This window comes from Gammaproteobacteria bacterium (assembly GCA_036383255.1).
Lineage (GTDB): Bacteria > Pseudomonadota > Gammaproteobacteria > Natronospirales > REEB76 > DASUBN01.
The window spans coordinates 23,181-49,096 of record DASVOS010000018.1; the positions used below are offsets into that span (position 1 = coordinate 23,181).

General features: G+C 67.7%; 23 protein-coding genes. 16 read left to right on the plus strand and 7 right to left on the minus strand.

What is annotated here, in order from left to right; translation table 11 throughout:
* Positions 1-72: 72 nt before the first annotated feature.
* Together moeB and VF651_11280 are read left to right on the plus strand one after the other, a co-directional pair.
* Entirely contained in the window at positions 73-822 is a 750-nt protein-coding gene (moeB, locus tag VF651_11275) for a molybdopterin-synthase adenylyltransferase MoeB (GenBank protein HEX7966280.1), read from the plus strand.
* The gene (locus VF651_11280) at positions 819-1,268 is read left to right on the plus strand and encodes a YiiD C-terminal domain-containing protein (GenBank protein ID HEX7966281.1); all 450 of its coding nucleotides are present in this window, start codon (positions 819-821) and stop codon (positions 1,266-1,268) included. The genes moeB and VF651_11280 overlap by 4 nt, the downstream gene beginning before the upstream one ends.
* On the opposite strand, the gene VF651_11285 is transcribed toward VF651_11280, so the two are convergent.
* The 5 genes from VF651_11285 to gatC form a co-directional block, all read right to left on the minus strand.
* Positions 1,265-4,087 carry a hypothetical protein gene (locus tag VF651_11285; GenBank protein HEX7966282.1) on the minus strand — a complete coding sequence of 941 codons (2,823 nt, stop codon included), beginning with the start codon at positions 4,085-4,087 and terminating at the stop codon, positions 1,265-1,267. The two genes, VF651_11280 and VF651_11285, sit on opposite strands and share 4 nt — an antisense overlap.
* 24 nt (positions 4,088-4,111) lie before the next feature.
* The gene (hslO, locus tag VF651_11290) at positions 4,112-4,984 is read right to left on the minus strand and encodes an Hsp33 family molecular chaperone HslO (GenBank protein ID HEX7966283.1); all 873 of its coding nucleotides are present in this window, start codon (positions 4,982-4,984) and stop codon (positions 4,112-4,114) included.
* Positions 4,985-5,069: 85 nt separating this feature from the next.
* Positions 5,070-6,503, minus strand: coding sequence for an Asp-tRNA(Asn)/Glu-tRNA(Gln) amidotransferase subunit GatB (gene gatB / locus VF651_11295; GenBank protein ID HEX7966284.1), 1,434 nt, complete (start codon positions 6,501-6,503; stop codon positions 5,070-5,072).
* A gap of 2 nt (positions 6,504-6,505) precedes the next feature.
* On the minus strand, positions 6,506-7,963 hold the full coding sequence (gene gatA, locus VF651_11300; protein HEX7966285.1) for an Asp-tRNA(Asn)/Glu-tRNA(Gln) amidotransferase subunit GatA: 1,458 nt from the start codon (positions 7,961-7,963) through the stop codon (positions 6,506-6,508).
* A gap of 180 nt (positions 7,964-8,143) precedes the next feature.
* Positions 8,144-8,434, minus strand: coding sequence for an Asp-tRNA(Asn)/Glu-tRNA(Gln) amidotransferase subunit GatC (gene gatC / locus VF651_11305; protein HEX7966286.1), 291 nt, complete (start codon positions 8,432-8,434; stop codon positions 8,144-8,146).
* A 121-nt stretch (positions 8,435-8,555) separates the two neighbouring features.
* Between gatC and VF651_11310 the strand changes: the two genes are divergently transcribed.
* The 12 genes from VF651_11310 (at position 8,556) to lipA (ending at position 20,116) form a co-directional block, all read left to right on the plus strand.
* Positions 8,556-9,599, plus strand: a complete 1,044-nt coding sequence (locus tag VF651_11310; protein ID HEX7966287.1) for a rod shape-determining protein — start codon at positions 8,556-8,558, stop codon at positions 9,597-9,599.
* A gap of 153 nt (positions 9,600-9,752) precedes the next feature.
* The gene (mreC, locus tag VF651_11315) at positions 9,753-10,676 is read left to right on the plus strand and encodes a rod shape-determining protein MreC (GenBank protein HEX7966288.1); all 924 of its coding nucleotides are present in this window, start codon (positions 9,753-9,755) and stop codon (positions 10,674-10,676) included.
* Positions 10,673-11,164, plus strand: a complete 492-nt coding sequence (mreD, locus tag VF651_11320) for a rod shape-determining protein MreD (protein HEX7966289.1) — start codon at positions 10,673-10,675, stop codon at positions 11,162-11,164. Before mreC ends, mreD begins: the two co-directional genes overlap by 4 nt.
* A gap of 10 nt (positions 11,165-11,174) precedes the next feature.
* Complete coding sequence (gene mrdA, locus VF651_11325; GenBank protein HEX7966290.1) at positions 11,175-13,040, plus strand: penicillin-binding protein 2; 1,866 nt, start codon at positions 11,175-11,177, stop codon at positions 13,038-13,040.
* On the plus strand, positions 13,037-14,179 hold the full coding sequence (rodA, locus tag VF651_11330; protein ID HEX7966291.1) for a rod shape-determining protein RodA: 1,143 nt from the start codon (positions 13,037-13,039) through the stop codon (positions 14,177-14,179). The genes mrdA and rodA overlap by 4 nt, the downstream gene beginning before the upstream one ends.
* Entirely contained in the window at positions 14,179-15,207 is a 1,029-nt protein-coding gene (gene mltB / locus VF651_11335) for a lytic murein transglycosylase B (protein HEX7966292.1), read from the plus strand. The genes rodA and mltB overlap by 1 nt, the downstream gene beginning before the upstream one ends.
* On the plus strand, positions 15,194-16,102 hold the full coding sequence (locus tag VF651_11340) for a septal ring lytic transglycosylase RlpA family protein (GenBank protein ID HEX7966293.1): 909 nt from the start codon (positions 15,194-15,196) through the stop codon (positions 16,100-16,102). The genes mltB and VF651_11340 overlap by 14 nt, the downstream gene beginning before the upstream one ends.
* Before the next feature lie 108 nt (positions 16,103-16,210).
* Positions 16,211-17,353 (plus strand): D-alanyl-D-alanine carboxypeptidase family protein, encoded by a 1,143-nt coding sequence (locus VF651_11345; GenBank protein ID HEX7966294.1) that lies wholly within the window; start codon positions 16,211-16,213, stop codon positions 17,351-17,353.
* Position 17,354: 1 nt separating this feature from the next.
* Positions 17,355-18,218 (plus strand): D-amino acid aminotransferase, encoded by an 864-nt coding sequence (locus tag VF651_11350; GenBank protein HEX7966295.1) that lies wholly within the window; start codon positions 17,355-17,357, stop codon positions 18,216-18,218.
* A complete protein-coding gene (locus VF651_11355; GenBank protein HEX7966296.1) occupies positions 18,218-18,481 on the plus strand; it encodes a DUF493 domain-containing protein in 264 nt (87 codons plus the stop codon). Before VF651_11350 ends, VF651_11355 begins: the two co-directional genes overlap by 1 nt.
* Positions 18,478-19,122, plus strand: a complete 645-nt coding sequence (gene lipB / locus VF651_11360; protein ID HEX7966297.1) for a lipoyl(octanoyl) transferase LipB — start codon at positions 18,478-18,480, stop codon at positions 19,120-19,122. Before VF651_11355 ends, lipB begins: the two co-directional genes overlap by 4 nt.
* Positions 19,123-19,135: 13 nt before the next feature.
* Positions 19,136-20,116 carry a lipoyl synthase gene (lipA, locus tag VF651_11365; GenBank protein HEX7966298.1) on the plus strand — a complete coding sequence of 327 codons (981 nt, stop codon included), beginning with the start codon at positions 19,136-19,138 and terminating at the stop codon, positions 20,114-20,116.
* A 44-nt stretch (positions 20,117-20,160) separates the two neighbouring features.
* Here the strand turns inward: lipA and VF651_11370 are convergent, their stop codons facing one another.
* Together VF651_11370 and VF651_11375 are read right to left on the minus strand one after the other, a co-directional pair.
* Positions 20,161-20,817 carry a nucleotidyltransferase family protein gene (locus VF651_11370; protein ID HEX7966299.1) on the minus strand — a complete coding sequence of 219 codons (657 nt, stop codon included), beginning with the start codon at positions 20,815-20,817 and terminating at the stop codon, positions 20,161-20,163.
* A gap of 172 nt (positions 20,818-20,989) precedes the next feature.
* Complete coding sequence (locus VF651_11375; protein HEX7966300.1) at positions 20,990-21,940, minus strand: phosphotransferase; 951 nt, start codon at positions 21,938-21,940, stop codon at positions 20,990-20,992.
* A gap of 129 nt (positions 21,941-22,069) precedes the next feature.
* On the opposite strand from VF651_11375, the gene lptD reads away from it, so the two are divergent.
* Together lptD and VF651_11385 are read left to right on the plus strand one after the other, a co-directional pair.
* Positions 22,070-24,532 (plus strand): LPS assembly protein LptD, encoded by a 2,463-nt coding sequence (lptD, locus tag VF651_11380; protein HEX7966301.1) that lies wholly within the window; start codon positions 22,070-22,072, stop codon positions 24,530-24,532.
* A complete protein-coding gene (locus VF651_11385; protein ID HEX7966302.1) occupies positions 24,529-25,914 on the plus strand; it encodes a peptidylprolyl isomerase in 1,386 nt (461 codons plus the stop codon). The genes lptD and VF651_11385 overlap by 4 nt, the downstream gene beginning before the upstream one ends.
* Positions 25,915-25,916 lie beyond the last annotated feature (2 nt).

Below are 25,916 nucleotides of genomic sequence, written 5' to 3' on the forward strand. Positions count from 1 at the left end.
TTGTGGCCCCATCTTGAGGGTTCGGCACGGGCCGTTCAATAGCCGGCCGGCCGCGCGCGGTACAATCCGCCCATGGACGATGCCGACTGGAAGCTGCGCTACAGCCGCCACCTGGCGCTGCCGGAGTTCGGCGCGCCGGCGCAGCAGAAGCTCGCGGACGCGAGCGTGCTGCTGGTGGGCCTGGGGGGGCTGGGTTCCCCCGCCGCGCTCTACCTCGCGGCGGCGGGTGTCGGCCGGCTGCTGCTCAACGACTTCGACAAGGTGGACTTGAGCAACCTGCAGCGCCAGATCCTCTATAAGGAATCCGACGTCGGCCATCCCAAGACCCACGCCGCCGCCGCCGCCCTCTCGGACAGCCATCCCGGCTGCCGCATCGAGATGCTGGAAGGCCGGCTGGACGAGACGGCGCTGGCCGGGGCGGCCAGCCGGGCGGACCTGGTGCTGGACGGCAGCGACAACTTCGGCACCCGCTTCGCGGTGAACGCCGCCTGCTTCAGGGCCGGCAAGCCGCTGGTGTCGGGGGCGGCGATCCGCTACGAGGGCCAGATCACGGTGTTCGACCCGCGCGATCCCGCCAGTCCCTGCTACGCCTGCCTGTACCCGGAAGGCGGCGAGGAGCTTGAGAACTGCCGGCAGAACGGCGTGCTCGCCCCCCTCACCGGCATCATTGGCAGCCTGATGGCGGTGGAAGCGGTGAAGCTCCTCGCCGGCGTGGGCCGGCCGCTCACGGGCCGGCTGCTGCGCTACGACGCCCTGGACGCCGGGATCCGCCACGCCATCCTGAAGCGCGACCCCGCATGCCCGGTCTGCAGCCGCCGATGAACGAAGCAGCCGAGCTCGAGCGCTACATGCATGCGCATATCCCGCTGGTGGCGCAGATGCAGGTGAAAGTCGCGGGTTTCGATGCTGGGGGGCTGCGCCTCACCGCCCCGCTCGCCCCCAACATCAACCACGAGCGCACCGCCTTCGGCGGCAGCCTGGCGAGCCTCATGACGCTCGCCTGCTGGGGTTACCTGTGGTTGTCGCTGCGGGGGGAGATGCCGCTGCACATCGTGGTGAACGAGGCCAAGGTCAGCTACCTCAAGCCTGTGAACGGCACGCTGGACGCGCTCTGCCCGCCGCCGGACGCGGCGGCACTGGAGAAGTTCCGGCAGCTCCTGGCGCGTCGCGGCAAGTCGCGCATCGAGCTCGCCGCGGAAGTGCGCCAGGACGGCGCGGTGGCGGCGCGCTACCTCGGGAGCTTCGCTGTCTACCGGGACAGCGTCTAGAACGGAACTTCGAGGGTCCCGTAGAGCTGGTTCTCGCCGCCCGCATCGAAGCCGTGGGCCGCGCCCACCACCAGCCGCACGTTCAGGATGTAGAAGATGCTGAGGTCCGAGACCCACTCGGTACCGGCGCTGCGCGAATAGCGCAGGGGACGGCTGCCCTGGTTCCAGGTGCCTCCGGCGTCGAAGTACACCCGCAGCGAGAAATCGTGCACGCCCACCGGCGGCAGGCGCAGGCCCGCCTCGGGGCGCATGATGGGGATGCGCAGGCCGACGCTGGCGAGCCGCATGCGCCGCCCGGTGAGCCCGCCGAGGTCGGTGGGGTAGCCGGGGAACGCGAAGTCGCGCCGGTCGAACAGCAGTTGCGCCGCGGGCGTTCCGAAGCCGGGGTCGAGGGTGCCGCCCAGGTTGAAGGGCTGGATGCCCTCGGTCCCGTAGCCTTCGAGGTAACGCAGCGTCACCACCGCCTCGTCTCCCGCGCGGATGAACTCGTTCCAGTCCAGGCGGTAAGCGCGGCCGGTGAAATCGCTGGGGAAGACATCGCTGCTCTCGGCCACAAAAGTCACGTCGCGACCGTCATCGGGGCTGATGGAGATGGGCCAGTTCTTGGTGCTGTTCCAGCGCAGGGCCACGCCCGCGGCGGAGTCGCGCGCCGGCAGCAGCGGCGCGCCGAGGTCGTAGCGGTCCTCCTCGGAGTCGCTGGCGGCGCCGACGCTGAAGGTGATGTCACGCTCCAGGCTCGGCCAGGGTTTCTGCCACAGGGCCTGCAGCCGGTCCTGGCGGCGGATGCGCACCAGGGTGCTGTTGTTGTCGGAGGTGTCCACGCTGTAGAGCCGCGCCGCCAGGAACTGCAGCCGGTCGGCATAGGCATATAGGAAGCTGCCGCCGGGGGAGCCGTGCTGCACCTCGTAGTTGAGGTCCGCCGCGTAGAAGTGCACGCCCAGGGCGTCCTGGCCGCTGGTGAGGGCGCCGACCGTCGTCATGTCCGGGCCGACGGTCAGCTCCGGCATCCAGTAGGCCGGCAGCAGGCTGGACCACGGCGAGTAATCACCCTGTTCCGCCTCCACGTGGGGTGCCGCCGGCAGCGCCGCATAGTGGCGCGGCTCCGGCGCGAGCGGCGCGGCGAAGGCATTGTCCGCCGGCAGGCGGTAGAGGTCGTAGCCTGCAGCGGTGTAGCCCAGGTAGTAGATCTCCCCGTCCTTGCCCATGCTGGGCTCGAAGGCGCCGGTGTCCACGCGCGTCAGCGTGGCGATGGCGCCGCCGGCACGCTGCACGCGGCGCAGGTTGTAGACGCCGTCCGCATCGGAGGTGAACAGCACCGCGCTGCCGTCCGGCGTGTAGCGCGGATCGGCCGCGTTGCCCACGCCTTCCGCCAGCACCTGCCACTGATGCGTGGCGAAGGAGAACTCCTCCAGGTCCCAGCGCCGGCCCGGACGCCAGACCGCCGCCGCCAGATGCTCGCCGTCCGGCGACCAGTCGATGCCTCCCAGGATCTCGCCAGCTTCGCCGGTCCATACCGTCTCGGGGTTTTGGCCCTGTGCGTCCAGCAGCACCAGGCTGCTCTTCCCGAGTTCCACGTGGACCGCGGCGATGCGCGCTCCATCCGGCGCCCAGGCGCCGTAGTGGTAGCGGCCGCAGCGGGTGAGGCGCTTCACGTCGCCGGAGTCCGGGTCCACGCGGTAGAGGTCGAAGTTCACGTAGTACTCGTGGCAGAACTCGGGACGCGCCACCAGGAGGCCCGCTTTCGCGCTCCAGTCGAGCCGTGCCGGCGCGAAGGTATCCGCCAGCTCGCGGCTACCCTGCCCCGGCGTCCACACCATGATGGCAGGCTGGCGGTGCCAGTCGTCCCGCACGTAGAACACGCGGCCGTCGTCTGCCGCCCGTGGCGAGGCGGTACCGAAGCCATGCTCGGTGAGGCGCTCCCCCTCCACTAGCGGCGCGCCTTTCGGGTACGGCGGCGCGCCGTAGCGCTCCTCGAGGTAACGGCTGAACTTCGGCCACACGTCCGGCACGTCATCGTCGTTAAGCGTCTCCTCGAAGTTGCTGCCGACCCGGAACGGGATGAGGTGATCGCTGTAGTTCTCCACCAATGCCGGGATGGATTGCTTGCCGTAGGCCTGATCCAGGAACTGGTAGAAGTCCACGCCGTAGAGATAGGGCAGCGTGCCGCCCGGCCACTCGGTGACGCCAGCCATGGTCACCTGGGACCAGGGACGCACACCCTGCTGCACCTCGGCGCGCATGTACATGGAGTAGAGGCTGCTCTGCCCGCGCCCGACACCGGCCGCGGCATCGGTCTCGTCGTATACCGCCAGGCCCTCCAGCAGCATCAGTGGCTGGAACGCGCCGGGGAACAGCAGCTCGTTGCGGCCGAAGATGTGGTGGCGCATGAACGCAGGTGCGCCCTCAGCCTTGTCGAGCTGCAGCACGTGGGTGTATTCGTGGGTGATGAGCAGCCGGAACCAGTCGTCGAAATCCTCGAGGGAATCGAGGTCGTCAGGCGGCGTCACATAGAGTTCCACGTGGTCGCGGGGGAACGAGGTGGTGAGGCCGTTCGGCAGGTCCACATGGTCGGTGAGCACGAGCTGCACCCGCTCGCGCGGCTGCCAGCCGAACCGGGGATCCAGGAGCGTGGCGGTCTGCTCCGCCACGTCTAGCATGTGGGCTGCCAGCTTCTCCTCGCCGGTGTGGTAGACCAGGATGAAGCGCTGGCTCTCGAGGGTGCGCCAGTCGAGGCTGGGATCCAGTGCGGCGGCCGGCGGCGCGTACAGTGCCGCGAGCGAGAGGAGCATCAGAACCAGACCCGCGTGGACGCTTCTCATGGCCGTCTCCTGGTACTTTTCTTGTCAGTGTTTCGCGCTGCCGCCCGGTGGATGGAAGGGGCCGCTGAACAGGGACTCCACGTCCACCACGTCGAAACTGTAGCGCCGCCCGCAGAATTCGCAATCCACATCCACGCTGCCCTGCTCCTTGAGGATGGACAGCACCTCGTCGTGGCCGAGGCCCCGCAGGGTGTCCTCGATGCGCCCGCGGGAGCACTGGCAGCGGAACGCCACCGGCGCGCCCTCGAACAGGCGCACGTCATCCTCGTTGTAGAGGCGGTGCAGTATCTCCTGGGCCGACAGCCCTTCCAGCTCATCTTGCTTGAGGGTGTCGCTCAAAACTGTGACGTGCTGCCAGGCATCGGACTCGCCCTGGCGGTCCGGCATCATCTGCAGCAGCAGGCCCGAGGCGCTGCCGTCGCCGGCGGTCAGCCACAGGCGCGTGGCGAGCTGCTCGGAGCGCGCGAAGTAGCTCTCCAGGGAACTGGAGAGGGAGGTCCCCTCCAGGGGCACGATGCTCTGGTAGCGCTCGGCCTTGCCCCGTTGCTCGATGGTCATCACCAGGCGCCCGTCCCCCACCAGCTCTCGGAAACTCAAGGAGGCGAGCTCACCGCCCCAGCGGGCGAGGCCGCGCAGGTTGAGGTCACTGGTGCACTGCACCACGAGGAGGTGCACCGGACCCGCGCCCTGGATCTGCAGGGTGATGTTGCCGTCGAACTTGAGGGTGGCGGAGAGCAGCACCGCGGCGGCCATGGCCTCGCCCAGCAGGCCGCGCACCGGCGCGGGATAGTCCTGGCGCTCCAGCGCCGCGCGCCAGCTCGCATCCAGGTGCACGTGCCGGCCCTGCACCGGCAGCGTCTCGAAGATGAAGCGTCTCAGGGTGTCGTGCTCGCTCATGTCCATCCGTAGTCTCGGGAAGCGGGGAACATCCCGATGTATGGGCAGGGGCGGCCTCGTTCAAGAGGCCGTCTCTTGCTCGGTCTCAGCCCTTGAGTTTCTTCAACAGTAGCTCGTTGACCTGGGCCGGATTGCCCTTGCCCTTGGTGGCCTTCATGACCTGGCCGACGAAGAAGGCGAACAGCTTGTCCTTGCCGGAACGGTACTCGGCGAGCTGGCCCGGATTCGCGGCCATCACCTCGTCGATGACCTTCTCGATGGCGCCGCTGTCGGTGATCTGCTTCAGGCCCTTCTTGGCGATGATCGCATCCGCGTCGCCCTCGCCGGCCCACATCGCCTCGAACACCTCCTTGGCGATCTTGCCGGAGATGGTGTTGTCGTGGATGCGCTTCAGCATCCCCGCCAGCATGGCGGCGCTCACCGGGCTGTCCGCGATCTCCTTGCCATCCTTGTTGAGGGCGGCGGAGAACTCGCCCATCACCCAGTTGGCGGCGAGCTTGCCCTCGCCGTTCGCCTTCACCACGTCCTCGTAGTAGGCCGCGAGCTCGCGGCTGGCGGTGAGCAGGCCCGCGTCGTAGGCGGAGAGGCCGTAGGACCCCATGAAGCGCTGCTTCTTGGCGTCCGGCAGCTCCGGCAGCGTGCCCCTCACCTCGGCGATGAACGCGGGCGGGATATCGAGCGGCAACAGGTCCGGGTCGGGGAAATACCGGTAGTCGTTCGCCTCTTCCTTGGCGCGCATGGAGCGGGTCTCGTCCCGGTCCGAGTCGTACAGGCGGGTCTCCTGCACCACCTTGCCGCCGCCCTCGATCACCTCGATCTGGCGCTGCACCTCGTGCAGGATCGCCTTCTCCACGAAGCGGAAGGAATTGATGTTCTTGAGCTCGGCACGGGTGCCGAACTTGGGCGAGCCCTTCGGGCGCACCGAGACGTTGGCATCGCAGCGGAACGAGCCTTCCTGCATGTTGCCGTCGCAGATCTCGAGGTAGCGCACCAGGCTGTGCAGCTTCTTGAGGTAGGCCACCGCCTCCCTGGCGGAACGCAGATCCGGTTCCGAGACGATCTCGAGGAGCGGCGTACCGGCGCGGTTCAGGTCCACCGCGGTGGCGGCGCCGAAGCCCTCGTGCAGGGACTTGCCGGCGTCCTCCTCCAGGTGCGCGCGGGTGATGCCGATGCGCTTCACCGTGCCGTCATCCAGCTCGATGTCGAGGTGGCCCTTCGCCACCACCGGCAGCTCGTACTGGCTGATCTGGTAGCCCTTGGGCAGGTCCGGGTAGAAGTAGTTCTTGCGGGCGAACACCGAATGCTCGGCCACGGTGGCGCCGATGGCGAGGCCGAGCTTGACCGCCATGCGTACCGCCTCCTTGTTCAGCACCGGCAGCACACCAGGGTAGGCGAGGTCCACGAGGTTGGCCTGGCTGTTGGGCAGCGCGCCGAACTCGGTGGAAGCGGCGGAGAACAGCTTGCTCTTAGTGAGCAGCTGGGTGTGGACCTCAAGGCCGATTACTGTTTCCCATTCCATGTTCAGTTCTCGTAATTCTTAGGCAGACGCAGGTGCCAGTCGGTCTCCCGCTGGTACTGGTGCGCGGCCGCGAGCATGCGGCCCTCGTCGAAGTAGTTGCCGATGATCTGCAGGCCGACGGGCAGGCCGTCCACGAAGCCGGCGGGGATGGACAGGCCAGGCAGGCCCGCCAGGTTCACGCCGTTGGCGTAGATGTCGTTCAGGTACATGGTGATCGGGTCATCGGTCTTCTCGCCGAGCTTGAAGGCGGTGCCAGGAGCGGTCGGCCCCATGATCACGTCCACCTGCTTGAAGGCTTCCAGGAAATCCTGGCGGATCAGGCTGCGGGTCTTCTGGGCCTTGAGGTAGTAGGCGTCGTAGTAGCCGGCTGAGAGCACGTAGGTGCCGGTCATGATGCGGCGCTTCACCTCGGCACCGAAGCCCTCGCCGCGGCTGCGCATGTAGAGGTCGGTGAGGTCCATCGGATCGGTGCAGCGGTGGCCATAGCGCACGCCGTCGAAGCGAGCCAGGTTCGAGGAGCATTCCGCCGGCGCCACGACGTAATAGGTGGGCACCGAGAGCCAGAAGTTCGGCAGGCTCGCTTCCTGCACCGTGGCGCCGAGCTTCTTGTACACGCCGATGGCGTCCTGTACCGCCGCCGCGACCTTGGCATCCAAGCCCTTGTCGAAGAACTCCTTGGGCACGCCGATGCGCAGGCCCTTCACGGACTCTCCGAGTCCGGCCACGTAGTCCGGCACCGGCTTGTCGACGCTGGTGGAGTCGCGCTCGTCATGGCCCGCCATCACCCGCATGATCATGGCGGCGTCTTCCGCCGAGTAGGTGATGATGCCGGCCTGGTCCAGGCTCGAGGCGAAGGCCACGATGCCGTAGCGCGACACGCGTCCGTAGGTGGGCTTGATGCCGGTGGCGCCGACGAGCGCCGCCGGCTGGCGGATGGACCCGCCGGTGTCGGTGGCGGTGGCAGCCGGCGCGAGGCGCGCCGCCACGATGGCTGCGGAGCCGCCGGAGGAGCCGCCGGGCACGCGCGTCTCATCCCAGGGATTCTTCACCGGACCGTAGAAGCTGGTCTCGTTGGAGGAGCCCATGGCGAACTCGTCCATGTTGGCCTTGCCTAGCAGCACCGTGCCGGCCTTCTTGAGCCGCTCCACCACGGTCGCGTCGTAGGGCGAGACGAAGTTATCCAGCATCTTCGAGCCGCAGGTGGTGCGCACCCCCTCGGTGCAGAAGATGTCCTTGTGCACGATGGGCAGGCCTTCCAGCGGGCCACCCTGGCCCGCGGCGATGCGCTTGTCGGAGGCGCGCGCCTCGGCCAGGGCCGAGTCCTTGAGCACGCTGATGAAGGCGTTGAGCTTGGGGTTGAAGCGCTCGATGCGCTCCAGGAACGCGCGAGTCAGCTCTTCGCTCGAGACCTTCTTGGCCTTGAGGTCGCGCGCCAGTTCAGCCAATGATTTTTTGTGAATAGCCATTTTTTGATCTACCCAAAATTCACATAATGTTCATGAGCCCTTCCCAAAAGCGTTACGAGCGAAGGCAGGACTAAGCGCGCGAGGCGAGCAACCGGAGCGTACTCTTGGTGTACGTGAGGATTGCGAGCCGAAGCGCAACGACGCCATGCCGAGCGCAGTAGCTTTTGGAAGGGCTCATTCGACGACTTTCGGGACGAGGTACAGCCCGGCCTCCACCTGGGGGGCGTTCTGCTGGTAACGGTCCCGGTCCACCTGGGCGACGGCGGCATCCTCCCGCATGGGTTGGGTCAGGCCGACCAGGGGGTGGGCCATGGGCTGGACCGAGGCGGTATCGGCCTTCTCGAGCTGGGCCACGAACTCCAGGATGCTGGACAGGTTCTTGGCGTAGGCCGGGATGTCCTGCTCGGCTATGGCGAGCCGCGCGAGACGGGCGATGGCCTTCACGTCGTCCGGGGTCAGGGACATGGGCGCTCCGGGGAAAAACTTGCGGAAACAGTGAATTATCGCACAAAGCTGCTTGCCGCCGGAGCCCCCCAGTTGCTAAAGTAACGCGCCTGACCTGCCCGGAAATCCCCGAAGAAAAATCATGTTCAAGAGCCTGCGCGGATTCTTCTCCACCGACCTGTCCATCGACTTAGGCACGGCCAACACGCTCATCTACATGCGTGGCAAGGGCATCATCCTGAGCGAGCCCTCGGTGGTGGCGATCCGTGAGGAGCCGGGCCGCGGCAACAAGGTCATCGAAGCCTACGGTGCGGACGCCAAGCGCATGCTCGGCCGCACGCCCGGCAACATCGTGGCGATCCGCCCGATGAAGGACGGCGTGATCGCCGACTTCACCGTCACCGAACAGATGTTGAAGCACTTCATCAAGAAGGCGCACGGCAACCGCTACTTCCGCCCCACCCCGCGCGTGCTGGTGTGCGTGCCCTACGGCGCGACCCAGGTGGAGCGCCGTGCCATCAAGGAATCCGCGCAGGCCGCCGGCGCGCGCAAGGTCCACCTCATCGAGGAGCCCATGGCCGCCGCCATCGGCGCCGGCCTGCCGGTGCATGATGCGAAGGGTTCCATGGTGCTGGACATCGGCGGCGGCACCTCCGAGGTCGCCGTGATCTCCCTGAACGGCATCGTCTACGCCGCCTCCGCCCGCATCGGCGGCGACCGCTTCGACGAGGCCATCATCAACTACATCCGCCGCAACTACGGCATCCTGATCGGCGAGGCGACCGCCGAGCGCGTCAAGCACGAGATCGGCTGCGCCTATCCGGGCAAGGAACTGCTGGAGATGGACATCAAGGGCCGCAACCTCTCCGAGGGCGTGCCGCGCAGCTTCACCCTGAACAGCAACGAGGTGCTGGAGGCGCTGCAGGAGCCGCTGGCCGGCATCGTCGGGGCGGTCAAGCACGCCCTGGAGCAGACCCCGCCGGAACTGGGCTCGGACGTGGCCACCAACGGCATCGTGCTCACCGGCGGCGGCGCCCTGCTGCGCGACATCGACCGCCTGCTGCGTGAGGAGACCGGCCTGCCGGTCCTGATCGCGGACGATCCGCTGACCTGCGTGGCCCGCGGCGGCGGCAAGGTGCTGGAGCTCATCGACGAGCACGGCGCCGAGACCTTCGCCGTCGAATAAACCCCGCTCCGGATGCCCGCCCCTGTTGCGGGCAAGCCCCCCGGGCCGCAAACTAGCGCATACCAATATATGCGGCGGTTCCTGAGGTCCCGGTGCCCATCCCCTGCCCGCTGAACGCCCTCTGCCACCAGCCGCTCCCGGGAGCGCGCTGAGGTGGCCGTCTTCCGCCGCCAGCGCGCACCCCAGCTCTTCTCCAGCCGCCCCGCCAGCGCGCTACGCACCCTGTTCTGCATCGTGGCCGCCATCGTGCTGATGGCCTACGACCACCAGACCGGGCGCCTCAAGCAGATGCATGCCGCGCTCTCCACCCTCGTCTGGCCGGTGCAGGTGATCGTGGATGCGCCCAACTCGCTGCTGCGCTGGGCCGGCGAGAAACTCGCCACGCACACCGCGCTCGTCAACGAGAACGCCGCGCTCAAGAGCCAGCTCACCCAGGCCAGCGTGGCGCTGCAGCGGTTCGCCGCGTTGCAGCAGGATAACGAGCGCCTGCGCAGCCTGATGCAGGCCACCACACGCGTGAGCGGACGCATCAGCGTGGCGGTGGTCCTGTCCGCGGCGCTTGACCCCTTCCGCCACCGGGTGGTGATAGACAAGGGCACCCATGACGGCGTGTTCGAGGGCCAGACGGTGCTCGACGCCTACGGCATCGTCGGCCAGGTGACGCGCGCCGATCCCCTGGCCTCGGAGGTGACGCTCGTCAGCGATCCCGGCCAGGCGATCCAGGTGGAGGTGAACCGCACCGGCCTGCGCACGCTCGCCCGGGGCAGCGCCGACCTCACCCAGCTCACGCTCCCCTTCATCACCAACAGCGCCGACGTGAAGGAAGGCGACCTGGTGGTGAGCTCGGGACTGGGCGGGCGCTACCCGCCAGGCTACCCGGTCGGCGTCATCAGCCACTTCGAGCGCATCCCGGCCGAGCCCTTCGCGGACGTCACGGCCCGCACAGCGGCGGACCTGAGCCACGGCCACGAGGTGCTGCTGTACTGGCCCTCGCAACAGCCGCCGCCGTCAGAACTACCGCCTAAGCCGGCGCCTGCGGCGAAGACGCCGCCCAAGCCCGGACGGAGGGGAGCGTGAGGGAGTTCTCCTCGCCCCGCGGCCTTTGGTTCATCGCCGCGAGCTACCTCGCGGCCCTGGTGCTCACGGTGTGGCCGCTGCCCGACTGGGCCGAGATGTTCCGTCCTCTCTGGGTGCCGATGGTCACCATCTACTGGTGCCTGTGGCTGCCGGAACGAGTGGGCGTGATCACCGCGTTCATGGCGGGCCTGCTGGTGGATGCGCTCTCAGGCACGCTGCTCGGCGAGCATGCGCTGGCGCTGGTGCTGGTGGCCTGGGCCGCGCTCTGGCTGCACCTGCAGGTGCGCGTTTATCCATGGTGGCAGCAGTGCGTGGTGGTGGCGGCGATCCTGGTCCTGAACGGCCTCGCGCTGTTCTGGGTGGACGGCATGCTGGGCTATACCCAGGGCGCCGGGCTGCGCTGGATGCCGGTGCTGGTGAGCGCGGTGTTCTGGCCCTGGATCCTGCAGGTGATGGCGCGCCTGCACCAGCGCTACCAGGTGGGATGACCAGCAGCCCATGCCCCGCATCCGCATACGCAACGAATGGCTGGAGCAGCACCTGTTCCGGGTGCGCGCCCTCGTGGTCGGCCTCATCGCGCTGCTGCTGTTCATGGTGGTGCTGGGCCGGCTGGTCTACCTGCAGATGGTCAACTACAGCCACTTCGTCACCCTGTCGGAAGGCAACCGCCTGCGCGCGGAACCGGTGACGCCGCCGCGCGGCCTCATCTTCGACCGCAACGGCGTGCCGCTGGCGGAGAACCGGCCCAGCTACGAGCTGGATGTGGTGACCGAGCAGGTGCCGGACCTGAAGGCCACACTGGACGCGCTCGGCAAGGTGGTGGAACTCAGGCCCGGTGACCTCAAGCGCTTCAACGTACTGCTGAAGAGCAAGCACCCGTTCCAGCCGCTGCCGCTGCGCACCGAGCTCACGGACGAGGAGATCGGCCGCTTCGCCTCCCAGCGCCAGGATTTCCCCGGCGTCGACATCAAGGCCACGCTCTCGCGCTTCTACCCCCAGGGCGAGCTCACGGCGCACGTGGTGGGCTACGTGGGCCTCGTGAGCCCCGATGAGCTGCAGCACCTCGACCCGGAGCAGTACATCAGCACCTCCGAGGTGGGCAAGATCGGCGTGGAGTACGCCTACGAGAAGCAGCTGCACGGCTCGGTGGGCATACGTCAGATGGAAGTCACCGCCGAGGGCCGGCCCGTCAACAAAGGGCCCTACACGCCGCCGGTGCCGGGCAGCGACCTCTACCTCTCCATCGACGTGAAGCTGCAGGCGGTGGCGGAACATGCTCTCGGCGACAACAATGGCGCGGTGGTGGCGATCGACCCCAACACCGGCGAGATCCTGGCGCTGGTGAGCAAGCCGGAGTACGACCCCAACCTGTTCATCGGCGGCATCGAGAACGACGAGTACGACCTGCTGCAGAAAGACCCCTCGCAGCCGCTGTTCAACCGCGCGCTGCGCGGCCAGTACCCGCCGGGCTCCACCATCAAGCCGTTCCTGGGGCTCGCCGCGCTCAACTACAACGTAGTCAACCCGTTCGCCAACCTCATGTGCCCGGGCTACTTCTATCTGCCCAGCAACCCGAACCCCTACCGCGACTGGCGCAAGGGCGGCCACGGCGAGACCAACCTCACCAAGGCCATCGCCGAATCCTGCGACGTGTACTTCTATACGGTATCTCTGAAGCTCGGCGTGGACCGCGTGCACGACTTCCTGACCGGTTTCGGCCTCGGCCAGTCGCCGGGCGTGGACCTCGGAGGCGCGCTGCCGGGACTGATCCCCTCGCCGGAGTGGAAGCGCCGCGCCACGCGCCAGCCCTGGTACCAGGGCGACACGGTCAACATCGGCATCGGCCAAGGCTACATGCTGGCGACGCCGCTGCAGCTCGCCGAGGCCACCGCCGCCCTATCCGTGCACGGCCAGCGCTTCGCGCCGCACGTCCTGCACTCGGTGGGCGACCCCCTCTCCGGCGTGATCAGCGACACCGCGCCGCAGGCGCTGCCCCCGGTGGTGGTGAACACGCCCGGCGCCTGGGACCTCATCATCAAGGCCATGACCCAGGTGGTGAGCTACGGCACCGCGGTGCGCATCAGCTATGGCGCCAAGTACCCCATCGCCGGCAAGACCGGCACCGCACAGGTGCACGCCAAGCGCCTCGGCGTGTTCGGCGAGGAGGACCAGTCAGGCGTGCCCAAGGAACTGCGTGACCATGCGCTGTTCATCGCGTTCGCGCCGGCGCAGCAGCCGCGCATCGCGGTGGCGGTGCTGGTGGAGCACGGTGGCGGCGGCGGCGCGGTGGCCGCACCGGTGGCGCGCCAGGTGATGGACGCGTATCTTCTGAACCAGGGCACCGAGGCCCCGCCCAAGCCATGAGCCGCGACCTTCCGTCATCGTCGGGATACCAGTCCACCGGGGAACTCAGCCTCGGCGAGCAGCTGCTGCGCCGGCTCAACCTCGACGGGCCGCTGCTGACGGCGATCCTCATGGTCTGCGGCGCCGGTCTCGCCATCCTCTATGGCGCCAGCGGCCAGGACATCGACGTGGTCTACCGGCAGGCCGAGCGCTTCGCGCTGTCCTTCGGCGTGATGCTGCTGGTGGCGCAGATGTCACCGCAGTTCCTGCGCATCTGGACGCCCTGGCTGTTCGCGCTGGGGCTCATCCTGCTGGCCTGGACCCTGCACTCCGGCCATATCGGCCGCGGCGCGCAGCGCTGGCTCAGCCTCGGCGTGGTGCGCTTCCAGCCATCCGAGGTCATGAAGATCGCGGTGCCGATGATGGTGGGCTGGTACCTGCACGACAAGCCGCTGCCCCCCGACTGGCGGCAGCTGCCGATACTCGGTCTGATCGTGGCGGTCCCCATGGGGCTGATCGCGGTGCAACCGGACCTCGGCACCGCGCTGCTCATCATGAGCGCCGGCGCCTTCGGCATCTTCCTGTCCGGGCTGCGCTGGCGCGTGATCCTGATCATGTTCCTGATGCTGGCGGTGGCTGCGCCCATCCTCTGGCACTTCATGCACGCCTACCAGCGCGAGCGGGTGCTGACCTTCCTGAACCCGCAGCGCGACCCGCTGGGCGCGGGCTACCACATCATCCAGTCGGAGATCGCGATCGGCTCGGGCGGCGTGTTCGGCAAGGGCTGGCTGCACGGCACCCAGTCCCAGCTCGACTTCCTACCGGAGAGCTCCACCGACTTCATCTTCGCGGTGCTGGGCGAGGAGTTCGGGTTCATGGGCGCGCTCGGGCTCATCGCCCTTTACGCGTTCATCGTCGGCCGCTCGCTGGTGATCGCCATGCGCGCCCAGGACACCTTCTCGCGGCTCACCGCCGGCAGCCTCACCATGGCGTTCTTCACCTACGTCTTCATCAACAGCGGCATGGTCTCCGGCATCGTGCCGGTGGTGGGCGTGCCGCTGCCGCTCATCAGCTACGGCGGCACCTCGACCGTGACCCTGATGGCCGGATTCGGTATCCTCATGAGCATCCACTCGCACCGCAAGCTGGTGTCATCCTGATGAAGCAGCTCCGGCTCCCGCTCCTGTCCGCCCTCCTGCTGCTCTCAGCCTGCGCCCACGGCCCCGTCACCCCCGCCGCCCCTCCCCCGGCCCCCGCCGCCGGCAGCTACCTCGCGCGCCCGGAAGTGAAAGCCTTCGTGGACCAAGTGGTGCAGAAGGATGGCTTCGACCGGGCCTGGGTGGAGCGCGCCTTCGCAGGCGTGCAGCCGCGCCAGACCATCATCGCCGCCATCACGCGCCCCGCCGAGGCCAAACCGTGGTGGCAGTACCAGTCCATCTTCGTGACGGACGCCCGCATCGACGGCGGTGCCGCGTTCTGGGACCAGCATGCCCAGACCCTGCGCAAGGCCGAGGACCTCTACGGCGTGGCTTCCGACATCGTGGTCGCCATCGTCGGCGTGGAGAGCTTCTATGGCCGCCAGCACGGCGGCTATCCGGTGATGGATTCCCTCACCAACCTGTCCTTCGACTACCCGCAGCGCAGCCCCTTCTTCCAGGGCGAGCTGGAGCAGTTCCTGGTGATGTGCCGCGAGCAGCACTTCGACCCGCTCAAACCCATGGGCTCCTACGCCGGCGCCATGGGCGCGCCCCAGTTCATGCCCGACAGCTTCCGCCGCTTCGCGGTGGACTTCGACGGTGACGGCCAGCGCGACATCTGGGACAACTGGGCGGACATCATCGGCAGCGTCTCCTACTACTTCCAGCAGCACGGCTGGCGCGAGAACGAGCTCACGGTGGTGCCCGCCGCCCTGCCCAAGGACGTGCCGGCGCCGGAGTCCTCGGTCGCCACCACCGTCGGGGCGCTGCGCAAGGCCGGCCTCATCCTGAGCGAGGGCATCCCGGACGACGCCGAGGCGGTGCTGGTGGCGCTGCAGGAGCAGGACGAGGTGCGCTACTGGGTGGGCCTGCACAACTTCCGCGTCATCACCCAGTACAACAAGAGCCCGCTCTACGCCATGGCGGTGATCCAGCTCGCGAACGCCGTGTCCGAGCGCCGCGCCATCGAGGGCCACGATGCGCCGCCGTGACATAGGAGGCTTCCTCCTCCTGCTGACGGTCTTCGCGTGCGCGCAGTTCCCGGAGCAACCGCGGGACACGCGCCCCTGGGGAGCACCCAACGCACCCGATGCCGTGCCGGCCAAGCCGAGCGGCGACTATGGCCCCGACCACCCGGTGGACGTCTCCAAGGTACCGGACGCGGTGCCGGGCGACGACACGCCCAGCCGCTACGGCAACCCATCCACCTACACCGTGCTCGGCAAGACCTACACGCTCGTGCCCGCCTGCAAGGGCTACCACGACCGCGGCATCGCCTCCTGGTACGGCATGCAGTTCCACGGCGGACGCACCTCGGATGGCGAGACCTACGACATGTACGCCATGACCGCCGCCAACAAGGTGGTACCCATCCCCTGTTATGCCCGTGTCACCAACCTCAAGAACGGCAAGAGCGTGATCGTGAAGATCAACGACCGCGGCCCGTTCGTGGAGAACCGGCTCATCGATCTCTCCTACGCCGCCGCGTCCAAGCTCGACATGCTGGGCGCCGGCACCGCCATGGTGGACGTGCAGGCCATCGGATCCGGCGACCTGCCGCCGCCCTCCGTCACCGCGCCGGCGACCCCGGCGGTGGACGTGACCGCGCTGCCGCCCGCCGTCTCCACCGCTCCGGCCCCGGCTGCCGGGGCGCCGCAGATGTACCTGCAGGTGGGTGCTTTCGGCGAGCGCGCCAATGCCGATGCCGCGGTGGCCAAGCTCGGCACCGGCGGTGTGGACCATGCCTTCATCCTCCCCGTCAGCGACGGCGCCCGCACCCTCTACAAGGTCCGCGTCGGACCCCTGGCGGACGTGGCGGCGGTGGATGCGCTGACGTCCAAGCTCGCCGGCCTGGGTTTCCCCAACGCGCAGATCGTCATCCCCTGACGGGCATCACACTGCAGGCCCCCTGGCAAACGGGTAAAATCTGTCGCCGTGCGCCGTAATCGCGGTGCAGCATATGTCACACCGCCTGCCGCGCCACCGAGGTGTCCGTTGAGATCCAAGTTCCTGCTCGCTTGCCTCCTCGCCTGCATCAGCTTCTCCGCCGCCGCGCTGCCTATCCCGGCGCCGCCGCAGTTCCCCGCCAAGAGCTACCTGCTCATGGATGCGCATAGCGGGCAGGTGATTGCCGCGTCCAATGCCGACGAACACCGCGAGCCGGCGAGCCTCACCAAGCTCATGACCTCCTACGTGGTGTTCCATGCGCTGCGCGATGGCGTGCTGCACCTCGACGACACCGCCGCCGTGAGCGAGCGCGCCTGGAAGATGGGAGGCTCACGCATGTTCGCCAAGCTCGGCAGCCAAGTCAGCATCGACGACCTCCTGCAGGGCATGATCGTGCAGTCCGGCAACGACGCCACCGTGGCGCTGGCGGAGCGCGTGGGCGGCACCGAGGACGCGTTCGTGCAGATCATGAACCAGTACGCCGAGAAGCTCGGCATGCGCGACACCCACTTCATCGACGCCTCCGGCCTCACCGACGACAAGGACCACTACAGCACCGCCCGCGACCTGGCGCTGCTCTCGCGCGCCGTCATCACCGAGTTCCCGGAGTACCTGCACTACTTCTCCCAGAAGACCTTCCTCTGGAACAAGATCAGCCAGGGCAACCGCAACGACCTGCTCTACACCGACCCTTCCGTGGACGGCCTCAAGACCGGCGACACCGACGACGCCGGCTACTGCTTGATCGCCACCGCCACCCGCGGCGACCTGCGCCTGATCTCGGTGGTGATGGGCACCAAGACCCGTCCCGAACGCGCCCGCTACGCCGAGACGCTGCTCAACTACGGCTCCAACTTCTTCGAGACCCGCAAGCTCTACGCCGCCGGCACGCCCGTCTCCACCGTGAAGGTATGGAAGGGCGCGGAGCCGGAGGTGAGCACGGGCCTCGCGCGCGACATGTACGTGACCCTGCCCAAGGGGGCCTATGGCGCCATGCAGGCTACGGTGCAGTCCAGCGCCGGGCTCGTCGCCCCGGTGGCGGACCATGCCCAGGTGGGCATGCTGAACGTGACCGTGGACGGCCGGCTGCTCACCCAGGTGCCGGTCTACACCCTCAAGGCGGTGCCGGAGGGCAATATCTTCCGCCGCCTGTGGGACAGCGTGCGCCTCTGGTTCGCCAAGAAGAAGTGACATGGCGGCACCGCTGCCCACCGTCCACCTGAACGGACGACTGCTGCCCCTGCACGAAGCGCACATCTCGCCGCTGGACCGGGGCTTCCTGTTCGGCGACGGCGTGTACGAGGTGATCCCCGCCTACGCCGGCCGCCTGTTCCACCTGCCGGCACACCTGAAGCGCCTGCAGTACAGCCTGGACGGCATCCGCCTCGAGAACCCCCACGATGATGCCCGCTGGACCACGCTGCTGGAGGAGCTGGTGGCGCGTAACGGCGGCGGCGATATCGCCGTGTACCTGCAGGTCTCCCGCGGCGCAGATGCGGGGCGCGACCACAGCTTCCCCGGTGTGATCCCCGCCACGGTGTTCGCCATGTGCTCCCCGCTGGCGCCGCTCTCCGAGGAGCTCAAGACCCGGGGTGCCCGCGCCGTCACGCTGCCTGACATCCGCTGGCAGCGCTGCGACATCAAGTGCACATCGCTGCTCGGCAACGTGCTCCTGCGCCAGCAGGCAACCGAACGCGGCTGCCACGAGGGCATCCTGCTGCGGGATGGCCATGCCACCGAGGGTACCTCCAGCGGCCTGCTCATCGTCGAGGACGGCGTGCTGGTGACGCCGCCGGACGGTCCCGAGCTCCTGCCCAGCATCACTCGCGACGTGGTGCTGATGCTGGCCGAACGGATCCACATGCCGGTGCGGCGTGGACCCATCCCGGAGGCTGCCCTGCACCGCGCAGAGGAAGTCTGGTTCGTGAGCTCCATGCGGGAGGTCTATCCGGTCACCGAGATCGACGGCAAGCCCGCCGGCGGCGGCCAGCCCGGCGTCTACTGGCAGCGCATGTACGCGCTGTTCCAGGAGCACAAGAGCGAGCGGCGCGGCTGATGGAGCAGGGATCGCCACTCAAGTTCCCCGTCACCTTCCCGGTGAAGATCATGGGCAAGGACGAGCCCGGCTTCCACGACGCCGTGGCCGAGATCCTGGCGCGCCATGTGGCGCCCCTGAGCGAGCTACCGGTGAAGAAGCAGCCCAGCAAGGAAGGCCGCTTCGTATCCCTCACTGTCACCATCGAGGCCCAGAGCCGTGAACAGCTGGACGCCCTCTACCGGGACCTCTCGGCGCACCATCTGGTGCTGATGGCCCTATGAGGCCGCCCGTCATCAGGCACCTGGGCCAAGTGGACTATGTGCCCACCTGGCGCGCCATGGAGGAGTTCACCCTCGCCCGCGGCCCGGACACACCCGACGAGATCTGGTTCCTGGAGCACCCGCCGGTGTTCACCCTGGGACTCGCCGGCAAGATGGAGCACGTGCTCACCCCCGGCGACATCCCGGTGGTGCACATCGACCGCGGCGGCCAGGTCACCTACCACGGCCCGGGGCAGCTCGTGGTCTATCCGCTGCTGGACCTGAAGCGTATGAAGCTCGGAGTGCGTGCGCTGGTGGAGGCGCTGGAGAACAGCGTGATCGACACGCTGGAAGGCTACGGCATCCAGGCCCGCGGCCGGCGCGACGCACCCGGCGTGTACGTGGATGCCCGCAAGGTCTGCTCCATCGGCATCCGCGTGCGCCGCGGCTGCAGCTACCACGGCATCGCCTTCAACATCGCGATGGATCTGGAACCGTTCCGGCGCATCAATCCCTGCGGTTACGTGGGGCTGGAGATGACCCAGGTGAGCGCGCTGGGCGGCCCTGACAGCGTGCGACGCGTCGCAGAGGACCTCGCCCCAGCCCTGCTGGAGCGCCTGAGATATAATGGCGTCCCCCTGGCCGCCCGCGCGGGCGCCTGAACCCAAGGCCTCCATGTCAGATTCCTCCGCCAAACCGAAGCCCGGCCTCGAGCCCGGCGTGAAGCTGAGCGCCCAGGAGAAGATGGCGCGCATCCCTGTGAAGATCGAGCCCACGGTCACGCCGCTGCGCAAGCCTTCCTGGATCCGCGTGCAGAGCTGGGCGACGCCCGAGGTGGCGCGCCTCAAGAAGATCCTGCGGGACAACCGCCTGCACACCGTGTGCGAGGAGGCTTCCTGCCCAAACATCGGCGAGTGCTTCGGCAAGGGCACCGCCACCTTCATGATCATGGGCGACGTCTGCACGCGCCGCTGCACCTTCTGCGACGTGGGTCACGGCCGCCCCAAGCCCCTGGATACGGAGGAGCCCGTCAACCTCGCCAACACCATCAAGGCCATGGGTCTCAAATACGTGGTGGTGACCTCCGTGGACCGGGACGACCTGCGCGACGGCGGTGCCGGCCACTTCGTGTCCTGCATCCGCGAGATCCGCGCCCGCTCCCCCGAGACCCGCATCGAGGTGCTGGTGCCTGACTTCCGCGGCCGCATGGACGTGGCACTGGCGCTCATGCACGAGGCGCCGCCCGACGTGTTCAACCACAACCTCGAGACCGTGCCGCGCCTGTACCGCGAGGTGCGCCCGGGTTCCGACTACGCCCACTCCCTGATGCTACTGAAGCGGTTCAAAGAAGCCCATCCGGGCGTGCCCAGCAAGTCCGGCATCATGCTGGGCCTGGGCGAAGAGATGGACGAGGTGTTCGAGACGATGCAGCACCTGCGCGAGCACAACGTGAACATGCTCACCGTGGGCCAGTACCTGCAGCCCAGCAAGTTCCATCACCCGGTGGTGCGCTACGTGGCGCCGGACGAGTTCAAGGAGATCGAGCGGCGCGGACTCGAGATGGGCTTCGACCACGTGGCCAGCGGCGCGCTGGTGCGCTCCTCCTACCACGCCGACAAACAGGCGGAGGAAGTGCTGCACGAGCAGGCCTCATAGACCGACCAACCTCCAGGTGTTGAAAGCGGCCTGCGGGCCGCTTTTCATTTGTACCGGTCCAGTTCCTCTGGCCTGCCTATATCCGACCAAACACCGGTGTAAGCTTCACCGCCCAGGGCTTCCATGCGCATAGCTTCCTTGAAGAGCGGCAGCAGCGGGAACTTGCCGGCGCGGCAGTCCTTGAAGAACTCCGCCTTGTACACGCCGATGCCGCTGTAGGTGAGCCTGGGTTCGCCCTCGAGCCGCAGGTGCCCCGCGGGCGAGAGGTGGAAGTCCCCCGCCGGATGGTGGTTGGGGTTTGGCACCATCACGAGGTGCGCGAGAAAATCCGGCTTGAGACGGTGCTTCAGGTTCTCGAAGGGGAAATCCGTGAAGACGTCGCCGTTCACCAGCAGGAAGGGCTCACGGCCGAGCTGCGGCAGCATGTTGAAGATGCCGCCGCCGGTCTCAAGGGGTTCAGGCCCCTCGTAGGCGTAGTGGATGTGCACGCCGTAACGGCCGCCGTCTCCCAGCGCCGCCTGGACCTTGTCCGCCAGCCAGGAGATGTTGATGTGGATATGGGTGTAGCCCGCATCCCGCAGCCGTTCCAGGTGATGCACGATGAGCGGCTTCCCCTGAACTTCCAACAGGGGCTTGGGCGTGGTGTCTGTGAGAGGGCGGAGACGTTCGCCCCTTCCGGCAGCGAGGATCATGGCTTTCATGTGCTAACCATCCCTGGTGCGCCTTCCAGCCCCGCTCGCCGCGCTGCGCTTCCTGCGCCGCGCGCGAACCAGGGCAGGCGTCCTGCCTGCCCGCTTGCCGCGATGCGGCAAGCCCATGTCGGGTCGCTCGCCGGCGCGAAGCGATGCTTCGCGCAAATGCACGGCTTGCCCTTCAAAGCTCTACCACCTCTTCCGCCTTCTTCTCCAGGTGATCCAGGAGCCGCAGCAAGGGCGTGAACTCCTTATATAGGCTTCCCGTCTGGCGAAGGTAGCCCAGGAAGCGCGGGATGTCCTTCAGGTAGTGAGGCTTGCCGTCCCGGTAGCGGATGCGGGCGAAGATGCCCACCACCTTGAGGTGGCGTTGCATGCCCATCCAGTCGCAGGCGCGCTCGAACTCAGCCTGCTCCGGCACCGGCAGGCCAGCCGCGAGAGCCTTCTCCCGGTAGCGCCGGCGCCAGCCTTGTACCCGTTCTTCCGGCCAGGACAGGAAAGCATCCTTGAACAGCGACACCACGTCGTAGGTGAGGGGCCCGTACACCGCATCCTGGAAATCGAGCACCCCTGGGTTGGGCGTGCTCAGCATGAGGTTGCGCGGCATGTAGTCCCGGTGCACGTAGACCTGCGGCTGGGCCAGCGCCGAGTCCTCCAGCAGCCTGAAGGCATCCATCAGCGTCATCTGCTCCATGGAGGTCAACTCCAGCCGCAGGTGGCGCGTCACATACCAGTCGGGGTAAAGCATGAGCTCACGGTGCAAGAGCGCCCTGTCATAAGGCGGCAACAGCCCGGGATGGCTGGCCTGCTGCCAGCGGACCAGGGCCGTGAGGGCATCGTCGAACAGGGCATCCGCGTCGGCATCCCCGGCGTTGAACACATCGAGGTAGGTCTGCCGGCCAAGGTCGTCCAGCAGCAGGAAGCCCCGCTGCAGGTCCTGTGCCAGCACCTGGGGCGCGTGCACGCCGGCGTCCCTGAACAGGGCCGCGATGCGTACGAACGGCCGGCAATCCTCCTGGGGCGGCGGCGCGTCCATCACGATGTATGAACGGCCGCCGGTGGACGTGCGAAAATAGCGCCGGAAGCTGGCGTCCGCCGAGGCCGGTTCCAGGACCGGGTCCGGCACCCCCAGGGCGGCGGCGACCCAGGCCGTGAGTTGTTGCTGGCGATCCGGCTGCAAACCCCTACTCCACTGGTTTGAGGGCACCGTCAAAGTGTGCGATTGTACGCCGCGTCACGGCACGGTATCAGGAGCCCGCGGGTGAAGGCAGCTCGAGCGCCCCTCTTCTTCGCCGCGCTGCTCATGGCCGCCTCCGCTTCCGCCGACCCCGTGCCGGCGGCGAGCGCCACTCCGGCGCCCCCCGCGGCCACGACCCTGGCACCGCCCTCATCCACCTCCGCCGCGGTGCTCATGGCCCGCGCCTTCCGCCCCAAGCCCCAGAGCTGCGAGAGCCAGTCCCCCGGCATGGATCCAGTGCTGATGCCCGCGCTCCGGGACCAGCCCAACTGCATGCTCTCGCCGTTCGCCCGGGACAAGTGGGGGCGTTGCCCCGCGTTCCCGCCGGCGCCGGTGCTGCAGCTCGACCATGCGCTGCCGCCGAACCAGCAGCCTTCTTTCATCGTCGGCGACCAGATCGAGGCCGCCGAGAACGGCGCTTCGCTCATCAGCGGCAACGTGCAGCTGGACCAGGGCGACCGGCGGGTGACGTCCCAGAAGATGACCTATGACAGCGATACCGGCATCGCGCTGGTGAACGAGGGCGTGGGCTACGCCAGCCCGCGCATGATGCTCACCAGTCCCTCGGGCGTGTACGACACCGGCAAGGGCAACGGCAGCTTCAAGGACGCGGACTTCCTGATGCCGCAACGCAACGGCCACGGTACCGCCGCGCTGTTCAATTCCATCGATGACGCGCACAGCCAGCTGGTAGGCGCGACCTACACCACCTGCCCGGCCGGCAACGTCGACTGGATGCTGAGCGCGCCGGGCATGAACTTCGACACCAGCACCAATACTGGCGAAGCCTACGACGTCACCATCCGCTTCCTGGGCATGCCGATCTTCTGGACGCCGTACCTGAACTTCCCGCTCACCGACGACCGCAAGTCGGGGTTCCTCGGCGGCAACTTCAGCTTCGACGTCATCAACGGCGTGGAGCTGAACGCGCCGTACTACCTGAACCTGGCGGACAACTACGACGTGACACTGTTCCCCCGCATCATCACCAAGCGCGGCTTGGACATGGGCGCCGAAGCGCGCTGGCTCACCCAGTACAACCGGGGCATGATCTACGGCGACTACCTTCCCCACGACCAGGTGGCGGACCGCGAGCGCAGCCAGCTGGCGTTCAAGAACGACACCGACATCGACGAGTTCAACAACGTCAACGCCCTCTACAACTGGGTGTCCGACTACAAGTACTTCCACGAGCTCGGCAGCCAGCTCTCCACCAACTCCACCGTGACCCTTCCGCGGCACCTGCGCTACACCTACGACGACGAAGCGGACTGGCTGTTCATGAGCCAGTTCGAGGACTTCCAGGTGCTCAATCCGCACCTGCCGCCCGAGCGCTACACCTACCGGCGCCTGCCGCAGGTGGTGTTCGACTGGGGCAACAACCAGGACATCAGCGGCCCGCAGTACCGCCTGTACGGCGAGGCGGTGCGCTTCCAGCGCGATCAACGCATCGGCACCTGGCGCACTGACCTCAAGCCCTCCATGAGTCTGCCCATCAGCGGTGCCGCCGCTTATTTCACGCCCACCTTGGCCTGGCGCGTCACGGACTACGACCTCACCAGCGACACTTTCACGCCGTTCCACCAGCCGACCATCACGGTCGGCGACCGGCACTTGTCGCGCTCGCTGCCGATCTTCGACATCGACACCGGCCTGTTCTTCGACCGGGAGGGCGAGAGCTACACCCAGACCCTGGAGCCGCGCCTCTATTACCTGCGCGTGCCGTACCGGGACCAGAGCCAGATCCCGGTGTTCGACGCGCTGCAGCCGGAGTTCAGCTACCTGCAGCTGTTCAGCGACAACCGCTTCTACGGCGCCGACCGCCAAGGCGACGCGAACCAGGTGAGCTACGCACTCACCACCCGCTTCCTGGATTCGCTCACCGGCGCGCAGGTGCTCCAGGCGGACGTGGGCCAGATCCGCTATTTCAGCGACCGGCGCGTTCAGCTGGGTCCCGGCACCCCGCCCGCCACCGCCCTGTTCTCGGACGTGGTGGGCGACGTACTCTACGACTTCAACGAGATGTGGAGCGCGAGCTACAACCAGCTGTGGAACCCGGCCACTCGCCAGACCGACCTCGCGGCGGTACTGCTGCAGTACCACCCCGGCTACCACCAGGTGATCAACATCGGCTACCAGTTCCGCCGCCCCAACCTCAAGCAGACCGACTTCTCATTCGCCTGGCCGCTGGCCGGCGCCTGGAGCTGGGTGGGACGCTGGACCTATGACGTGGTCAACCACGTCAACCTGGAGGAGTTGTGGGGCTTCGAGTACGACAACTGCTGCTGGAACTTCCAGGTCGTGCACCGGCACTTCCTGATGCCGAACCAGTCCTATGACAACGTGTTCTTCTTCCAGCTCCAGCTCAAGGGCCTCGGCACTGCCGGCCGGCATCTCGATGCGCTGCTGCGGCGTGGTATCCTAGGGTACTCGGACAACGACTTCGATCAACCGCTCCAGCCGGAAGAGCTGCCAGGCACTCAATGAACCCCACGACGCACCGCCGCGCGCCGCGCGCCACGATTTCCCTGTCCGCCATCCTCATGCTCGCGCTGGCGGGCTGTGCCAGCGAGCCGCCGCCTCCGCCTGCCGCCGTGTCTGTCCCTGTGCACGACGCCCCCGCGGTGCCGAGCGCGCAAGCCCCGGGCACGCTGCTGGACGGCGTGGCCGCGGTGGTGAACGAGGACGTGATCCTGAAGAGCGAGCTGGACGTACAGGTGGCCCAGGCCGAGAAGCAGATCCTGGCTCACAATACCCCGCTGCCGGCGCACGATGTGCTGCAGAAGCAGGTGCTGGACCAGATGGTCGTCACCCGCATCGAGCTGCAGCAGGCGGCCACACGCGGCGTCACCGTGAGTGATGACTCGGTGAACCAGGCCTTGAGCCGCATCGCGGCCCGCGCCGGCGTCACCCTCGACAAGCTGCCGGACGAGCTCAGCAAGCAAGGCCTGCAGTACGACCAGTTCCGCAAGGACCTGCGCGACCAGATCGTGATCCAGAACCTCGAGCAGCAGATTCTGAGCGACCAGCTGCGCATCACCCAGCAGGACATCGACGACCAAATGCGCCTGGACCAGGGCAGCGGCGACACCGAGACCCAGTATCACGTGGCGCAGATCCTGGTGGCGACGCCGTTCAACCCCACCTCCGACGACGTGGCCGCGGCCCGCAAGAAGATCGACGTGGTGTACCAGAAGCTCAAGAGCGGCACCGACTTCGCGGCCGCCGCGGTCGCCTACTCCGAGGGCCAGAAGGCGCTCGATGGCGGCGACATCGGCTGGCGCAAGGCCTCGGAACTGCCCACCCTGTTCGCACCCCTGGTCAAGCAGATGAAACCCGGCGACTTCTCCGAGCCGGTGCAGAGCGCGAGCGGCTTCCACATCGTGAAGCTGCTCGAGGTGAAGAGCTCGGACCAGAAGGTGATGGTGACCCAGACCCATGCCCGCCACATCCTGGTGCGCACCAGCGCGATCCTGAACGAGGAGCAAGCCAAGGCGAAGATCGAGAACCTCTACCAGCAGCTCAAGGCCGGCGCCGACTTCGCCAAGCTCGCCGCCGCCAACTCCGACGACCCGGGCTCGGGCAAGCAGGGCGGCGACCTGGGTTGGCTGGATCCGGGCGCGACCGTGCCGCCGTTCCAGGCCGCCATGGACAAGCTGCAGCCCGGCGAGCTCAGCCCTCCGTTCCAGTCGCAGTTCGGCTGGCACGTGGTGGAGGTGCTGGGCCGGCGCGAGGCGGACCAGACCGACGCGAGCCGCCGTAACCGCGCCTACGAGGCGATCTTCGCGCGCAAGTCCGAGGAAGTGATCCAGCAGTGGCTGAGCGAGATCAAGGACACCGCCTTCATCGAGTACCACCTGGGCCAGTGAGG

What these genes read in the sequence shown, in the direction of transcription:
- moeB (HEX7966280.1), top strand. Translation starts at nt 73, where the DNA reads ATGGACGATGCCGACTGGAAGCTGCGCTACAGCCGCCACCTGGCGCTG.
- VF651_11280 (HEX7966281.1), top strand. Translation starts at nt 819, where the DNA reads ATGAACGAAGCAGCCGAGCTCGAGCGCTACATGCATGCGCATATCCCG.
- VF651_11285 (HEX7966282.1), bottom strand. Translation starts at nt 4,087, where the DNA reads ATGAGAAGCGTCCACGCGGGTCTGGTTCTGATGCTCCTCTCGCTCGCG.
- hslO (HEX7966283.1), bottom strand. Translation starts at nt 4,984, where the DNA reads ATGAGCGAGCACGACACCCTGAGACGCTTCATCTTCGAGACGCTGCCG.
- gatB (HEX7966284.1), bottom strand. Translation starts at nt 6,503, where the DNA reads ATGGAATGGGAAACAGTAATCGGCCTTGAGGTCCACACCCAGCTGCTC.
- gatC (HEX7966286.1), bottom strand. Translation starts at nt 8,434, where the DNA reads ATGTCCCTGACCCCGGACGACGTGAAGGCCATCGCCCGTCTCGCGCGG.
- VF651_11310 (HEX7966287.1), top strand. Translation starts at nt 8,556, where the DNA reads ATGTTCAAGAGCCTGCGCGGATTCTTCTCCACCGACCTGTCCATCGAC.
- mrdA (HEX7966290.1), top strand. Translation starts at nt 11,175, where the DNA reads ATGCCCCGCATCCGCATACGCAACGAATGGCTGGAGCAGCACCTGTTC.
- rodA (HEX7966291.1), top strand. Translation starts at nt 13,037, where the DNA reads ATGAGCCGCGACCTTCCGTCATCGTCGGGATACCAGTCCACCGGGGAA.
- mltB (HEX7966292.1), top strand. Translation starts at nt 14,179, where the DNA reads ATGAAGCAGCTCCGGCTCCCGCTCCTGTCCGCCCTCCTGCTGCTCTCA.
- VF651_11340 (HEX7966293.1), top strand. Translation starts at nt 15,194, where the DNA reads ATGCGCCGCCGTGACATAGGAGGCTTCCTCCTCCTGCTGACGGTCTTC.
- VF651_11350 (HEX7966295.1), top strand. Translation starts at nt 17,355, where the DNA reads ATGGCGGCACCGCTGCCCACCGTCCACCTGAACGGACGACTGCTGCCC.
- VF651_11355 (HEX7966296.1), top strand. Translation starts at nt 18,218, where the DNA reads ATGGAGCAGGGATCGCCACTCAAGTTCCCCGTCACCTTCCCGGTGAAG.
- lipB (HEX7966297.1), top strand. Translation starts at nt 18,478, where the DNA reads ATGAGGCCGCCCGTCATCAGGCACCTGGGCCAAGTGGACTATGTGCCC.
- lipA (HEX7966298.1), top strand. Translation starts at nt 19,136, where the DNA reads ATGTCAGATTCCTCCGCCAAACCGAAGCCCGGCCTCGAGCCCGGCGTG.
- VF651_11370 (HEX7966299.1), bottom strand. Translation starts at nt 20,817, where the DNA reads ATGAAAGCCATGATCCTCGCTGCCGGAAGGGGCGAACGTCTCCGCCCT.
- VF651_11385 (HEX7966302.1), top strand. Translation starts at nt 24,529, where the DNA reads ATGAACCCCACGACGCACCGCCGCGCGCCGCGCGCCACGATTTCCCTG.